The sequence below is a fragment of the Bacillus zhangzhouensis genome, from assembly GCF_000715205.1.
GTDB classification, from domain to species: domain Bacteria; phylum Bacillota; class Bacilli; order Bacillales; family Bacillaceae; genus Bacillus; species Bacillus zhangzhouensis.
In genome coordinates this window covers 111041-125716 of record NZ_JOTP01000007.1, presented here as the reverse complement: position 1 = coordinate 125716, position 14676 = coordinate 111041, and the positions used below count along the sequence as shown (strand labels likewise).

Genomic DNA, 14676 nt, shown 5'->3' with positions numbered 1-14676 from the left:
TTGCCGGTTTCATCATTATGGTCGATGGTGCTGTGGTTTTTTCAGTAGTGGAACAAATCCGTTATTTTTTAAGTGATTGTAATGTTCATCCATTCGTTTCGTGATGTGTGCGCCTTGTTCCTTTGTTAACACACCATACTGAACGTATTTCTCAATGACTTCTTTTCGTTTAGAAAGAATTTGCTGCTCCAGCAATTCGATTTGTTTTTGTTGTTCTGTCGTTAATTTTACTTGATGCGTCACTGGACGCTTTTCCATTTGTGGTGTTTCTCCATGGGCCGTTTCCATATGAAAACCAAATAACAGCATCATTGTTAATAAGATCAAGCCACTTATTTTTTTCATCTCTTTTGTTCCCTCCTTTATTCGAATTTATTTTGTACGCCCTTTCCTTTTTTATACATTCTTTCACACGTCAAATTGCACATAATATTCTTACTTTTTCGCTTTTCGTCTGAAAACGTTGTCCTAACAGAAAAAGCGTGCTATGTTTTGTTTTGTATAAAAAATAGAGGAGGATTCTTAAATGAGTCGTTTTTATCATAGAAAATCTATATGGGCGATGCTTGTTGTGTCTGCTTTCATGCTTGTCATGTCTGCTTGCAGTCAATCAGGCTCATCTCAGTCTGGAGAATCAAAGTGGGATCAGATTCAAAAGAAAGGGAAAATCGTGGTTGCTACTTCAGGCACCCTTTATCCTACGTCTTACCATGATACATCTAACGGCAAGGATCAGTTGACTGGCTATGAAGTTGAAGTCGTCAAAGAAGCTTTTAAACGCCTTGACGTGAAAGTGGAATTTAAAGAAATGGGCTATGATGGGATGCTGAGCGCCATTAATTCTGGTCAAGTGGATGCCGCTGCAAACGATATCGACATCACAGATGACCGGAAGGATAAGTTTGCATTTTCAACTCCTTATAAATATTCCTACGGAACGGCTATCGTACGGAAAGATGATTTGTCTGGCATTAAAACTTTAAAAGATTTAAAAGGCAAGAAAGCAGCAGGTGCTGCAACGACCATTTACATGGATGTCGCCCGTAAGTACGGTGCAAAGGAAGTCATTTATGATAATGCCACAAACGAGCAATACTTAAAGGATGTCGCAAACGGCCGAACAGATGTCATTTTAAATGATTATTACTTGCAAACACTGGCTCTTGCTGCATTTCCTAAATTAAATATTACGATACACCCTGACTTGAAATACATGCCGAATGAACAAGGTTTTGTGATGAAGAAAGACAACACAGAGCTTCAAAAAGAATTGAATCGTGTCATAAACGACATGAAAAAAGACGGAACCATGAAAAAGATTTCTGAGAAATTCTTTAATCATGCAGACGTCTCAAAGAAAATTGATGCTGATGTCGAAGATGTCGACATTTCCAAATAAGGAGCCGCAATCGTGGGAGATATTCATTTAGAATATATATTTAATCCTGCACTGGCAAAGGCGTCGTTTCCGTTTGTCATGAAAGGCATCTGGCTGACGCTGCTCATATCCTTTGTGAGCATGTTTTTTGGCACGATTCTTGGCTTTTTTATTGCCCTTGCCAGAATGGCGAATACATGGGTTCTTCAGCTACCTGCACGGCTGTATATCTCATTCATGCGAGGCGTTCCCATTCTGGTGATTTTGTTTATTCTTTATTTCGGATTCCCTTATATCGGCATTGAGTTTACAGCTGTCACTGCTGCCATTATTGGGTTCACCTTCAATAGTGCTGCTTATATTGCAGAAATCAACCGAGCGGCCCTCTCCTCTGTTCCTAGTGGTCAGGTGGAAGCTGCTAAATCACTAGGTCTCAGCTATTGGCAAACCATGCGTGGGGTCATTTTGCCTCAATCCGTTCGCATTGCACTGCCACCATTGACCAATGTCATGCTCGATTTGATCAAAGCCTCCTCACTGGCAGCAATGATTACTGTGCCAGAGCTTTTCCAGCAAGCAAAAATTGTTGGCGGACGAGAATTCGATTATATGACCATGTATATTTTGGTCGCATTGATTTACTGGGGTATTTGCAGTGTGGTCTCATTGCTGCAAGACCATCTGGAAAAACGCTATGCGAAATATCTGTAACAAAAAAGAGCAGATCCAATCGATCTGCTCTTTTTTTATATTCAGCGTAGATAAGATCTGCACCTTCTCTTTAATGGATCAGCCATAACCACACATATAGCCCCAATAAAGTAAGGATCAATGTTGGGATGGTCAGAATGATTCCAGCTTTCATATATGCGCCCCAAGAGATATGGACGCCTTTTTTCTTCAAGACATGAAGCCACAGCAATGTCGCCAATGAGCCGATTGGGGTCATTTTTGGACCAAGGTTTGAGCCGATGACATTGGCATAAATCAGTCCGTCTCTCATGACGCCTGCTGTATCTGTGTGACCAATGGCAATTGCATCAATTAAAACGGTTGGAAGGTTGTTCATCACAGAAGATAGCACTGCGGCAAGCACTCCCATAAACATCGTTCCTGCAAGCAAACCATGCGATGCCCCTTGTTCAATCCAAGCGGCCAATATCTCTGTAAGACCGACATTCTTCAGTCCATATACGACGACATACATGCCGATAGAGAAAAATACAATGGACCACGGTGCTTCTTTGATCACTCGTTTTGTCGCCACTTGCGGACTTCTTTTCGCCAGCCACAAGAAAGCAAGGGCAATGCCTCCTACAATGATTGACACGGGAATCCCAATCAGTTCCCCGGCAAAATAACCAACAAGCAGACAGCCGAGCACATACCAAGACAAGCGGAACATGCGAACATCTCGAATCGCAGATGCTGGTTCCTTCGCCTGTGACAGATCGTATGTTTTTGGGATAAGCTTTCTATAAAACACATAAAGAACAAGCATGCTCGCTCCAAGCGACACAAGGTTTGGCACAAACATGTTCGCTGTATATTCGAGAAAGCCAATATGAAAATAGTCGGCTGATACAATATTGACGAGGTTGCTAATGACAAATGGCAAGGAGGTGGTATCTGCAATAAAGCCGCTTGCCATCACAAATGGCAGTACCATACGCTCATCCAGTTTCAACGCTCTCACCACAGATAAGACAATAGGGGTTAAAATAAGTGCCGCTCCATCGTTGGCAAAAAAAGCTGCCACCACAGCGCCAAGCAATGTTAAATAAATAAACATGCGGACACCGTTCCCTCTTGCGGCTTTTGCCATATGCAGTGCAGCCCATTCAAAAAACCCGATCTCATCTAAAATTAACGAAATGATAATAATGCCAATAAATGCAAAGGTGGCGTTCCATACAATTTGCGTGACTTCCCACACGTCGCTCAGATGAACGACACCAAAGGCAAGAGCCAGAATGGCTCCACCACATGCTGACCATCCAATGGTTAAACGTCCTGGCTGCCAAATGACAAGGACGAGGGTCATGATGAAAATCAAAATGGCCAAGGTGATTGATCCCAAAGGGTGGCCCCCCTTTCGCTTTTCTCATAAAATCTTTATCTATCATACAACGAAACGCAGCAGTTGTATGCCATTTTCGCATAAAAATCCGCAGGTCTCCCTGTGCACCTGCGGCTTCCATGATTATTGATCTTTTTTCATCAGCATCAATTCAATAAATAACTCACATCGCTGACTAAAATGACTCAAATCAATCGAGGTCATATCAAAGATTTGTTTCATTCGATAGTTTAATGTATTTTGATGAATAAACAACTGCTCCGCAGCTGGCTTTAGCTTGCAATTATTCAATAAGTAGACCTCAAGGGTTTTTAAAAAAGAGGTTTGGCTATCGCGGTCTTTTTCCTTCAAACGTAACAAATCTGGATTGAAGTCATTTTTCTTTTTTTGATGACTGTAAATCGAGTCTAAGAAACGGAAGACCCCCAGATTCTCGTAATCATAGGGAATCAGTTCCTGTCCCCCCACAATTTTCACAGCCTTCACGACCTCTATCGCTTCAAATCGACTTGTGCTCATTTTCATGACATCGCGATACTCTCTTCCCATCCCAATATACAAAGGGGATGGATGTGAATGCGTTTTCGATTGCAGATGAGCGATAACATCCGCGGCGGTCGCTTTCGGTGAGTGCCGGTCTGATAGACTGCCTAATATGACGACGATGTCTGCTTGAACAGAATAGACATGGTTCACCTTATCCTCTAGCTGCAAATATGTTCTAATGACATCCTTTACATCTTCCGCCGTTTCACTTTTGTTATCGGCAGCGTGAACAACCATGACGGTAAAGACAGCCGGGAGGGGAATGCTTAAGTTCTCAGCCTCCCATTTCAGCTCTTCTTCTGTATAAAAATGATCATCCATGACCTTTTTGAAAAATTCCTCAATTTTGCCTTCCTTTTTCTCCAGCTGTTTTTTATTTTTATAAATAACTTTTCCAACCTGAAAGGAAGCTTCGTGCAAAAATTGCAGCTCCTCCTGGGAGAGGGAATCCTCAATGTCCTGCACCCAAATAAAGCCCACAACCTCTTGTTTATGCTTTGCGCTCACAGCCACCCGGCGATTAAACCCAAGCTCCTCATGACCACTCACATAAAAAGGGTTAGAATCTGCGAGAAGCCGCTCGATCACCCCTGTTTTTTTTAACCAATCGACCACAGACCCTGGGCATTCCTTTGAGAAAATCGTTTGCTGATTGACTGGGTCAAACTGCTGAATGCTGTAAGAATTATAAGCAATCAGCTGACATTCTGTGCTTTCTAAAATGACTGGTTTTTTTAAATAACCGCTAATAAATGCTATTAATTTATCGACATCAAAAAATGTATGAAGCTTTTCTAATATCTCTTCCATCCCGATTGCTCCCTGAATAAGTGATACATTTATCATACTGCTTTCCAGTCAGATTTGTATAGAAACAAGTCGCAGACAAGCAAAAAAAGCATGAACCTGCCTGCACAGGTCCATGCTTTTCCATATTAAAACATTTCACTAATCGTTTTTGCCTGCATATGCAGTGCTAGGTAATCTGGACCGCCTGCTTTTGAATCCGTTCCTGACATTTTGAATCCGCCGAATGGATGGTATCCAACGATGGCTCCTGTGCAGTTACGGTTAAAGTAAAGGTTCCCCACATGGAACTCCTGCTTCGCACGGTTGATGTGATCACGATTATTGGTAATAACCGCACCTGTTAATCCGTATTCTGTGTTATTGGCTACTTCAAGTGCCTCATCAAAGCTAGAGACTTTCGAGAAGGCCAAGACTGGTCCAAAGATTTCTTCTTGCATCAAGCGGGACGTTGGCTCAAGATCTGCAAAAATGGTTGGGTGGATGAAGTATCCTTCCGAATCATCGCTCGTTCCGCCAGTAACTAGGCGTCCTTCCTGCTTGCCAACCTCGATATAGTCCGTAATCTTGTCAAAGGAAGCCTGATCAATGACAGGTCCCATGTAGACATCAGCAGATAGAGGATTGGCTGTTGTTTTCGTTTCTGTGATTTCCTTCACTCGCTCGATCACTTGATCATACAGCTTCTCGTGGACGACAGCGCGAGATCCAGCCGAACATTTCTGTCCTGAAAAACCGAAGGCTGATGTAAAAATGGCGTTAGCTGCTAGTTCAACATCTGCATCCTCATCTACAACAACTGTATCCTTACCGCCCATTTCAGCAATGACACGTTTTAAATGCTGCTGTCCTGGCTGTACTTTTGCCGCACGTTCAAAGATACGTGTCCCTACCTCTCTTGAACCAGTGAATGTAATGAGGCTTGTTTTCGGATGATCCACTAAGTAATCTCCCACCTCTGCACCGCTGCCTGGTACAAAGTTGACAACACCCTTCGGAAGACCTGCTTGTTCAAGCTCTTCCACAAAGCGTGCAGCGATGACAGGAGTAGCACTTGCAGGTTTTAAGACGACTGTATTCCCCGTTACGATTGGAGCTACTGTTGTTCCTGCCATGATCGCAAACAAGAAGTTCCACGGCGGAATGACGAGCGTCACGCCAGTTGGTGTGTACACGTATTGATTTCTTTCGCCCTCGCGGCTGTTCACTGGTTTGCCTTTCGCCAGCTCCAGCATTTGGCGGGCATAATACTCTAGGAAGTCGATCGCTTCTGCTGTATCTGCATCTGCTTCATTCCAAGGCTTTCCTGCTTCTTTTACAAGAAGTGCTGAATACTCATGCTTTTTACGGCGAATACTTGCCGCAGCACGGAATATGACGCCTGCTCTTTCTTCTGGAGAGGTATAGCGCCATGTTTCAAATGCTTTTGCCGCAGCTTGAACCGCTTGTTCCGCCTCTTCCTTCCCCGCTTTTGACACAGTTCCAACGACTTCATCCTTTTTCGCTGGATTGATCGAGACAATCTGGTCTTTTGTTTCGATTCTTTCTCCGTTAATCACTAGCGGATAGGTTTGACCCAGAGATTCAGTTACTTTTGCTAACGCTTGTTCAAACGCTTGACGGTTTTCTTCCTGGCTAAAATCCGTGAATGGTTCATGTTTATAAGGTGTTGTCATCTTTGTCACGCTCCCGTTTCAAATTATTTTCTCGTCATCCCTTTTAAAGCAAATGCAATGTTTGCCGGCCGTTCTGCAAGACGTCTCATGTAGTAGCCATACCACTCTCGTCCATACGGGGTATAGACCCTCATTTGATAGCCTTCTTTCACAAGCGCCTGCTGCGTTTCTGATCTCATGCCATACAGCATTTGAAATTCGAATTGACTTGTCTGTATGTTGTGTTTTTTCACAATATGTTTCGTGAACTCGATCATTTGATCGTCGTGAGTCGCAATGGCTGTATAATTCCCTGTGAGTAATTGCTTTTCGATCAGCTTTTGATAATTCTGATCGACGTCTTTTTTGTTTGGATACGCCACCTCGGCGGATTCCTTATAGGCACCCTTTACAAGTCTTAAAAATGGCTGTAACTCATTTAGGTCATCAAGATCCTTTTCTGTTCTGTACAAATACGCCTGCAAGACCGTACTGACATACTCATATTGAGATTTCATCTCTTTAAATATGTCCAGCGTTTTTTGACAGCGCTGTTCATCCTCCATATCGATTGTTACCATGATACGGTGTTTCTCTGCCGTATCTAAAATGCTTTTCATATTGCGATACACAAGGTCATCGTCAATATCCAAGCCAAGTGACGTCATTTTGAGTGATACGTGGGAATTGAGTTTCGCCTCTGCAATTCGCTGAATGGTTTGAATACATTCATTCGTCCGCTCATTTGCAATCTCTGCCTTTGTGACAAACTCACCAAGGTGATCGACCGTTACAGCCATACCTTGTTCATTTAATCGTTTGATGACAGGAATAGCGCTTTCAAAATCCTTCCCACCGATGATTTTCTTTGATGCAACAGCACTTCCCCAATTACGAGCAATATGGTTCAAGAGACTGCTCTTTGACAAAAACAAGAAGAAATTTCTTGTGACCGACTCCATAAAGGGCACCTCCCACTCTTTGTAAGCTATGTCTTTATTGTAAGGCTCATGAGCTGTCCGCTACAATATTTGAAGATGACAAAAATTCTGACTTTTTTTGTGGTTTTATCACAATAAGAGATCAAAAAGAGCCAGCCGCTAATCGGCTGGCTCTTGATCACTTACGCCCATACCTCATCAAGGGTAGACTGCAGTAGCTCATTTAATTCTTCAGTTAGATTGTCTTTCGGCTGATTGTAGCTTTTCACCAATTCATGAAAGTGAGCCAGCCCTTTGTCGATAAATGGATGGACATGCGCAAGACGGTTCTCTACATCTATCTCTACACCGTCCATTTTGCGTTTGAGCAGTTCATGAATTTCAGTTAAAAGCGGTCCATCCTCCACAAGCTCTTTCAGCAATTCATGAAAATCCATCGGCGGAACCGTCCGGTAGCGTTCAATCCACTGACAGGCAAGCAGCGGACGAAGTACATAAAAATACTTCTTGATTCGGACTTGCTCTCCTCGTAAATATTGACTCTCATTCCGCTTCGCCATATTGAGATAGTGATACATCAAAGCTGCAGGATAAAAGGCTCGATCCTTTAAGTTTCTTAGCTGCTTTGCCAACGAGAAGGATTCAGCATAGATGATGTCAGAAGACAGCCATTCCATGATGGACGGATTCGACTTATTGAATAAGCGCAGCGCCTTTCTAAGCTCCCAGCCGCTTATATCAAGCATGTCATCAATCGGCCGTTCAATGACATCACGATGCTCTTCCATCGCCCAATACCATTCCTTCCGAGGAACGTATAAAAAACGAACATCATAATCACTATCAGTCGAAGGAAATCCCCATGCCCTGCTGCCTGATTCGACTGCGAGGCAAATCTTTACGTCATACGTTTCTTCGATGATTTTCAGCTCTTCCTTAATTCTCTCTCTCAAGCGTCCACCAACTCTTTCTATAGAATTCTGCATGACTTCTTCACGTTTTGGGAAAATACGAATAAGACATATAAAAAAAGGAGTTGGACCTGATGTCTATATCTCGCATCATGAAATGGATCACCGGAATTTTTGAAGCTTGTCTTGCCATCCCTGTGATTGGAGGATTATTTGTTATCAGCAATGGTTATTCACCGCTCATGGTCATGCTTATTCTGCATATTATCACACTCGTCTTATCGAAGCGAGACCAAGGACCAATGATTGGAAGTATCATCGGAATTGTCACATCATGCCTCGCCTGGATTCCGATACTCGGATTCATCCTTCATATCATCACAGCTCTTGCCCTCATTATCACGGCGTTAGTGCCTGATGAGAAAACGAGACAGAATACGAGTTATTAAAAAAGAGGCCCTCCTAGAGCGGCCTCTTTTTTCTTTTATTTGAGCAAATGCTTTTGTAAGAAGGCGAGCTTCTCTGTTTGAAAAGCCGGGATATATTCGTGTCCAAAATAGCGATACACCTTCAAGTCTTTATCTGTTTCTAAATGGTTGTATGCCGCAAACACAGTAGATGGCGGGGTTATTTTGTCAATCAGACCGATCGCCATCAATGTTGGCTGTTTCACCCATCCAGCTAAATTGATTAAATCAAAATAGCTTAATGTCTCAAATGCCTTTTCCTCCGCTTCCGGATCACTATTTCTCCGAAAGTACGAATTGATTTCTAAATAAGGCTGCTCCAATGCCACATCCACTGCACGCTCGAAGTTTGATAAGTAAGGATAATCTGCTGCTACGACCTTCGGAATGTCTGAAAGGGCTGCAGCGGCTACCGCTAATGCACCTCCCTGACTTCCTCCAATCACGCCGATTCGGTGTTCATCTACTTCGGGGAAGGATTGAACCACTTCGAGTGCACGAACGGCATCTAAATAAACGCCGCGATAATAGTAAGTCTCCTTGGATAAAATGCCTTTTGTCATCCATCCCAAAGCGTGACCGCCTGGTGTCACTGCCTGATCTTCACTGCCGCCTTGACCGCGGACGAGCATACCAAATGTTGCATAGCCATGCAGCGCCCAGTTGACGATGTCGTGAATGCCGCCATCATAGCTGGCATTATAGCCATGAAAACGAACGAGCGCTGGATGCGGACCTGATTGATCTGGTACCGCGTACCAGCCTTCAATTCGAGAATGTCCAAAGCTTTGATACGTCAGGCGGTACACCTTGACCCCTTTCACTGGATAGTCATAAGCTTCAAGCGCTGGATCTGCCTCCACTTGACGCAGTTCTTCGAGCGATGCCTTCCAAAAGTCTGAGAAATCAGGACGTGCTGTTTTCTTTGGTTTATATTCTTTTAGCTCTTCTAGTGATAAATCGAACAATTGCATAACCTACTATTCCCCTTTGTTTTATTAGTTATATGTATCATAACACTCATTTCTCGATCGAGAAAGTCATTTAACAAAACCTTCTGACATTTCTATTGGCAAAGATGATGGAAACCTTTATGATAAAGAAACTGGCCATGAAGACTAGATGTTCTCAGGCAGAATCATTCTATACATATATTCATGAAGATGATCGATCGTTCATGAATTTTCACATGACATATAGCGAAAAAAGGAGGAACCCCTATGAAAATCGCCCTTATCCAAATGGATGTACAAATTGGAGAACCTAAAGTGAACTTTCAAAAAGCAGAAGCGTTTTTAGAAGAAGCGGTCCGCGAGCAGCCTGACCTGATCATTTTACCCGAAATGTGGAATACCGGATATGCGCTAGAACAGGCAGATCAGCTTGCCGATGTAAACGGAGAACGTACAAAACAGCTCTTCTCTTCCTTTGCCCGCAAACACCAAGTGTATCTCATCGCAGGAAGTATATTGAATAAGCGTACAGAAAATAAAGACACCACTAATACAATGTATGTGTTTAACCGTCAAGGTGAGCTTGTATTAGATTATAATAAAATTCATTTATTCCGCTTAATGGATGAGCACAACTATTTAACCGCTGGTGATCAGCTTGGTTTATTTGACTATGGTGAAGATGTGAAGATCGGCGCAATGATCTGCTATGATCTCCGCTTCCCGCAGCTTTCCAGAACACTTGTGAACAAAGGTGCGAAAGTGCTCGTCAATACCGCCCAATGGCCGTCAGCAAGAGTGGACCATTGGCGCAGCCTGCTCATCGCAAGAGCGATCGAAAACCAATCATTTATGATTGCTGTCAACCGGACGGGCACAAGCAGGGACACTGAATTCCCTGGACATTCCATGGTGATTGACCCACTCGGCCGTATCCTGCTTGAAACAAGCCATGACGAAGACATTTATTATGCAGAAATTGAGCTTGAGCTAGTGGATGAAGTGAGACAACAAATTCCTGTCATGACAGATCAGCGTCTGGACTTATATTAAAAAACGAAATCTTCGTGTTTCATTAAACGTTTGTTTAACCCTTTTCTATATAGAAAAAAGTCTACCATTGAGTAGACTTTTTATTTCGAGTATAAATCCCAGCCGTGTCCACAATATAATTAGTCCTTTATGAAGGGCATATATTTCACGACACACTTCAATCAAGCCTCGGCTTTTATCACATGCATGAATTACGGTGCAATGTCCTCTAATACTTTCTCTCGCGTTTCTATCATTTTAAAAGCAAGGATCGCCCCAATCACGGTAACACTTGCAAAGAGAATGAAAATGGTTGAAACACCACTCACCTCTAAAATAAAACCAATCATAATTGGAGCTATCGCTGAAGCTAATCTTAGCCAAGCTGTTGCAAATGCTGTTCCAATAACCCTCATACGTGTTGGATAAATTTCAGGTGTATATAAATATAGAAGAACTGTAATTGTCCCCATCATACCGTACGCAGCAGAGCCTAAAAAAATAACACTTTCTGGGGAACTTGCTCCGTTAATCCATAAAGCAGTTAATAAAGCACCTGTTATCATAAAAGCAATGGTTGCCCAACGCTTTCGTCCCACCTTATCGATTAAAAATGCACATGCAAATACCCCAATTGTTTGTAAAATGTTTGTTATCGATGCAGCTCTAAGCGAGTCCTCAACTGGCAAATGATACACTGTATTATAAAGACTCGGCAACCAGTTATTTAAACCATTTGACACAAAGTAGGCAGAAAACCATAATCCCCATACGATCAATGTTCGCCTACGGTAAAAAGTTGAAAATAGTTCTTTCCAGTCACCTTTTGCATTACTACTAGATACTTTCATCTGAACAGGCACTCGTTTATCGGTACTTGCTTCAATTTCTTCAATAATTCTTTCTGCGTCATCTAACCTACCTTTTGATATAAGCCAACGTGGGGATTCACGCAGCATGAAAAAAAATACAAAAACGATTAATCCTCCAATGCCTCCAATTAAAAACATCCATTTCCACCCAAAGCTAGGCACGATAAATGCGCCAATTTGAGCTGAGATCATTAATCCTAATGGAAAAATCATCTCATAAAGCATAAAGAATCTACCTCTTCCTTGCGCCCGAGACAACTCATTGATATATGATGCTGCCACGGGTACTTCTCCTCCTACCCCAATCCCTTGTATAAAACGAAAAATAAAAAGAGCCATAAAATTCCCAGAAAAAACGCAGGCGATACTCATGATTGACATGAGGAACACCGTCCACTTTGCACTAAATACTCGACCATACTTTTCAGCTAACCACCCAAAGAAAATGGCACCAATCGCTTGTCCTATATAACCAGCTCCAATAAGAAGACCAATTTGAGCAGGTGATAGATTCCATAGTCCGATCAGAACCGGGAGAACAAACGCTAAAGACAGGGCATCAAAAGCATCAAAAAAAGTGGCAGATCCCATAATGATACGAGGCTTTAAATGCCATCGAGAAAAAGGAACACTCTCCATCCTAGTCAATAATTGTGACGCTCTATCACCAGCTTCTCTATCTTGAGATACGATATTTTCATTGAATTCTGATGTCATTTTATCTCCTCCTTAATATAGAGGAAATGATGCAAAAGTACATACTGAAGCACGCCTCTAAGAAAACGCTTACATTAAATTGCAAAGTAAACTTTAGAGGTGATCATTTGAGTTTTCAGCATTTATCTTTTCATTTTTGGCGTACCTGTAGTGCCTCGATCTACATAGTGCATAGGAAAGATGTATTCCTTCTTCTCTAACTCCTTCTCTTCCAACAACTGTGTCAGTATAGATACTGCTTTTCTCCCCATCCCAATTAAATCTACATGAACAGAAGATAAAGAAGGCGTAAGAAAACTTGAAATAGGCACATCATCGGCACCAACGACAGACAAATCATGAGGTATCGACACATTTGCGTTATCTGCAGCTTTCATGACCCCCATCGCCAAAAAATCCGAAGAGCAAACAACTCCAGTCATGTGTTGGTTTCCTTTTAAGAATTCAGAAACCACTTCTACTACTTTTCCCCCATCAAATTCATCCAACTCAAATACAAGTTCCTTAGAAAATGGTATTCCTAAATATTTAAGTGTGCTTTCATATCCTTTGTAATACCTAACACTATGCATCGAACTCATTGGACCATTGACAAGCCCAATGGTTCGATGGCCTTTATTAAATAAGGCTGTCACTGATTGACGTACCCCTTCTTCATCATCTGGTCTCACACATGGGAAGGGAGAATCCTCCAGGTAACTTCCGACTACAATAATAGGAATTGCTAAACTTTTTAGCCAATCCATGCTTAATTCTTCATTTCTCGGTGAAAATAGAATAGCTCCATCCACAGCCTGCGTTTCAAGCAACCGTTGTTGTTGTACAGACGTAAATGACATCAACAAATTGAATTCCGTTTGATCTATTTCTTTCGCTATACCATCTAAAATCGTTGAAAAAAACGGATTATTCAAAATATATGAACCACGAGGGACCACTACAGCGATATTCCCAGTTTTTCGTTTGACGAGTCCTCTCGCTCCTAAATTAGGACGATAGCCTAATTCATCGATAACTTGCCTTATTCTTTCAGCCGTTTTTGCACCTACTCCAGGTTTACCACTCAACACTCGAGAAACAGAGGCTATGGATACACCTGCTTTTAATGCTACATCTTTAATACTTACTGCCACATTTCATACCTCCGGGAGTCTGTTGTTTTATTCTTTATTATAACCTGACTCACCTTCATCATGAAATCAATGGATTCACTCTTCACTTGTTTTTATTTAATGATATTTTCCTTGAGCAAACCCACTCTTTGTAAGCCTTGGCGAATCTCATCTTTCTCCTCATTAGTGAGAGGTAATACTGGCTTTCTAGCTAGTGAACTACTTATCAAGCCTCGCTGGAACATAGCTTCCTTCATCCGCAAATGAGATGTAGATGAAGGTTCATCCATTTTATATACAGCATGCTTTAGTTCAAATATTCTATCGTATACTTTATTAGCGGCTACTAGATCTTGTTCTTTTACACATTTGACAAGTTCAGCAATTAAATCAGGCACAAAACAACCAAAACCAACGAGCGCTCCATCAATACCTTGAATTAACGTAGGCAATAAATATTCATCGTGGCACGTAAGCAATGATACATCGGGCGCATGCTTTTTCAATGCCCGAACGTCCACTTCGTACTGAGCCATATCTCTTTGACCGATTTTAAATGATACGACATTTGGAATTTTTGACATTTCTAGTAATTGGCTGGTTGTATAAGAGGTTTTTGTCCATGTTGGATATTGATGTACGATGATTGAAATACCAATCGCTTCTGCAACGTCTCTAAAGAATTGAACAGGTGACTCAGGTTGCATACCGAATCTAAGCCATGAATGTGGCGGCATGAGAAGTATACCTTCTCCTCCAGCCTCTTCAACAGCTTTTGCATGTTGAATCGCTTCAATTGTCCCTTCAGCAGAAACACCAGAGATGACAGGAATTTCCCCTTTTAATTCGTCAGCTGCGATACGCACAGCCTCAGCTCGTTCATGAGGAAGTAATGTCATAATTTCTCCAGTATGTCCATTTACAACAATCCCATTAATGCCTTCGTGTCCTGCTACCCAACGGACAAGCTCACGAAATGCAGGTTCATCAATTGAATAATCTTCTTTAAAAGGGATCAATACAGCCGGGAATACACCACTCCATTTTTCTTTCTGTTTCATAAACAAATTCCTCCTCGCCTAATTTAAGTAAACGTTTACGGTAAGCGTTTACGTTAATAATCATAGAATGTTATTGTTGAAGATGTCAACAATATTTTTTATAAAATTAAAATAATTCAAAAAACTATTAGTGGAATTTAGATA

At 41.9% G+C, this 14676-nt stretch carries 14 protein-coding genes; 4 read left to right on the top strand and 10 right to left on the bottom strand.

Annotation, left to right across the window (positions count from 1 at the left end; genetic code table 11):
• Positions 1 to 15: 15 nt before the first annotated feature.
• Entirely contained in the window at positions 16 to 345 is a 330-nt protein-coding gene (locus BA70_RS08460) for a YckD family protein (RefSeq protein ID WP_034320718.1), read from the bottom strand.
• A gap of 181 nt (positions 346 to 526) precedes the next feature.
• Between BA70_RS08460 and BA70_RS08455 the strand changes: the two genes are divergently transcribed.
• Positions 527 to 1399, top strand: coding sequence for a transporter substrate-binding domain-containing protein (locus BA70_RS08455; protein WP_034320714.1), 873 nt, complete (start codon positions 527 to 529; stop codon positions 1397 to 1399).
• A gap of 12 nt (positions 1400 to 1411) precedes the next feature.
• On the top strand, positions 1412 to 2089 hold the full coding sequence (locus tag BA70_RS08450) for an ABC transporter permease subunit (protein ID WP_034320711.1): 678 nt from the start codon (positions 1412 to 1414) through the stop codon (positions 2087 to 2089).
• A 70-nt stretch (positions 2090 to 2159) separates the two neighbouring features.
• On the opposite strand, the gene BA70_RS08445 is transcribed toward BA70_RS08450, so the two are convergent.
• From BA70_RS08445 to BA70_RS08425, 5 genes are all read right to left on the bottom strand, one after another.
• A complete protein-coding gene (locus BA70_RS08445; RefSeq protein WP_034320708.1) occupies positions 2160 to 3458 on the bottom strand; it encodes an arsenic transporter in 1299 nt (432 codons plus the stop codon).
• Between the two features lie 123 nt (positions 3459 to 3581).
• A complete protein-coding gene (locus BA70_RS08440; RefSeq protein WP_034320705.1) occupies positions 3582 to 4814 on the bottom strand; it encodes a PucR family transcriptional regulator in 1233 nt (410 codons plus the stop codon).
• 125 nt (positions 4815 to 4939) lie between these two features.
• Positions 4940 to 6487 carry an L-glutamate gamma-semialdehyde dehydrogenase gene (pruA, locus tag BA70_RS08435; protein WP_034320702.1) on the bottom strand — a complete coding sequence of 516 codons (1548 nt, stop codon included), beginning with the start codon at positions 6485 to 6487 and terminating at the stop codon, positions 4940 to 4942.
• Positions 6488 to 6510: 23 nt separating this feature from the next.
• The gene (locus tag BA70_RS08430; RefSeq protein WP_034320700.1) at positions 6511 to 7428 is read right to left on the bottom strand and encodes a proline dehydrogenase family protein; all 918 of its coding nucleotides are present in this window, start codon (positions 7426 to 7428) and stop codon (positions 6511 to 6513) included.
• A 161-nt stretch (positions 7429 to 7589) separates the two neighbouring features.
• Positions 7590 to 8393 carry a nucleotidyltransferase domain-containing protein gene (locus BA70_RS08425; protein ID WP_078061678.1) on the bottom strand — a complete coding sequence of 268 codons (804 nt, stop codon included), beginning with the start codon at positions 8391 to 8393 and terminating at the stop codon, positions 7590 to 7592.
• 59 nt (positions 8394 to 8452) lie between these two features.
• On the opposite strand from BA70_RS08425, the gene BA70_RS08420 reads away from it, so the two are divergent.
• Positions 8453 to 8767: a hypothetical protein gene (locus BA70_RS08420; protein WP_012008865.1), complete on the top strand. Its 315-nt coding sequence runs from the start codon at positions 8453 to 8455 to the stop codon at positions 8765 to 8767.
• Positions 8768 to 8802: 35 nt separating this feature from the next.
• Here BA70_RS08420 and BA70_RS08415 read toward each other — a convergent pair whose 3' ends face one another.
• The gene (locus tag BA70_RS08415; protein WP_034320693.1) at positions 8803 to 9759 is read right to left on the bottom strand and encodes an acetylxylan esterase; all 957 of its coding nucleotides are present in this window, start codon (positions 9757 to 9759) and stop codon (positions 8803 to 8805) included.
• 246 nt (positions 9760 to 10005) lie between these two features.
• Here BA70_RS08415 and BA70_RS08410 point away from each other — a divergent pair, with 246 nt between their 5' ends.
• A complete protein-coding gene (locus BA70_RS08410; RefSeq protein ID WP_034320691.1) occupies positions 10006 to 10791 on the top strand; it encodes a carbon-nitrogen family hydrolase in 786 nt (261 codons plus the stop codon).
• A gap of 191 nt (positions 10792 to 10982) precedes the next feature.
• Here BA70_RS08410 and BA70_RS08405 read toward each other — a convergent pair whose 3' ends face one another.
• From BA70_RS08405 to BA70_RS08395, 3 genes are all read right to left on the bottom strand, one after another.
• Positions 10983 to 12359, bottom strand: a complete 1377-nt coding sequence (locus BA70_RS08405; protein ID WP_034320688.1) for an MFS transporter — start codon at positions 12357 to 12359, stop codon at positions 10983 to 10985.
• Positions 12360 to 12481: 122 nt separating this feature from the next.
• Positions 12482 to 13492, bottom strand: coding sequence for a LacI family DNA-binding transcriptional regulator (locus BA70_RS08400; protein ID WP_034320685.1), 1011 nt, complete (start codon positions 13490 to 13492; stop codon positions 12482 to 12484).
• 92 nt (positions 13493 to 13584) lie between these two features.
• Positions 13585 to 14532 (bottom strand): dihydrodipicolinate synthase family protein, encoded by a 948-nt coding sequence (locus BA70_RS08395; protein ID WP_034320682.1) that lies wholly within the window; start codon positions 14530 to 14532, stop codon positions 13585 to 13587.
• Between the last annotated feature and the right edge of the window lie 144 nt (positions 14533 to 14676).

What these genes read in the sequence shown, in the direction of transcription:
- BA70_RS08460 (WP_034320718.1), bottom strand. Translation starts at nt 345, where the DNA reads ATGAAAAAAATAAGTGGCTTGATCTTATTAACAATGATGCTGTTATTT.
- BA70_RS08455 (WP_034320714.1), top strand. Translation starts at nt 527, where the DNA reads ATGAGTCGTTTTTATCATAGAAAATCTATATGGGCGATGCTTGTTGTG.
- BA70_RS08440 (WP_034320705.1), bottom strand. Translation starts at nt 4,814, where the DNA reads ATGGAAGAGATATTAGAAAAGCTTCATACATTTTTTGATGTCGATAAA.
- pruA (WP_034320702.1), bottom strand. Translation starts at nt 6,487, where the DNA reads ATGACAACACCTTATAAACATGAACCATTCACGGATTTTAGCCAGGAA.
- BA70_RS08430 (WP_034320700.1), bottom strand. Translation starts at nt 7,428, where the DNA reads ATGGAGTCGGTCACAAGAAATTTCTTCTTGTTTTTGTCAAAGAGCAGT.
- BA70_RS08425 (WP_078061678.1), bottom strand. Translation starts at nt 8,393, where the DNA reads ATGCAGAATTCTATAGAAAGAGTTGGTGGACGCTTGAGAGAGAGAATT.
- BA70_RS08420 (WP_012008865.1), top strand. Translation starts at nt 8,453, where the DNA reads ATGTCTATATCTCGCATCATGAAATGGATCACCGGAATTTTTGAAGCT.
- BA70_RS08415 (WP_034320693.1), bottom strand. Translation starts at nt 9,759, where the DNA reads ATGCAATTGTTCGATTTATCACTAGAAGAGCTAAAAGAATATAAACCA.
- BA70_RS08410 (WP_034320691.1), top strand. Translation starts at nt 10,006, where the DNA reads ATGAAAATCGCCCTTATCCAAATGGATGTACAAATTGGAGAACCTAAA.
- BA70_RS08405 (WP_034320688.1), bottom strand. Translation starts at nt 12,359, where the DNA reads ATGACATCAGAATTCAATGAAAATATCGTATCTCAAGATAGAGAAGCT.
- BA70_RS08395 (WP_034320682.1), bottom strand. Translation starts at nt 14,532, where the DNA reads ATGAAACAGAAAGAAAAATGGAGTGGTGTATTCCCGGCTGTATTGATC.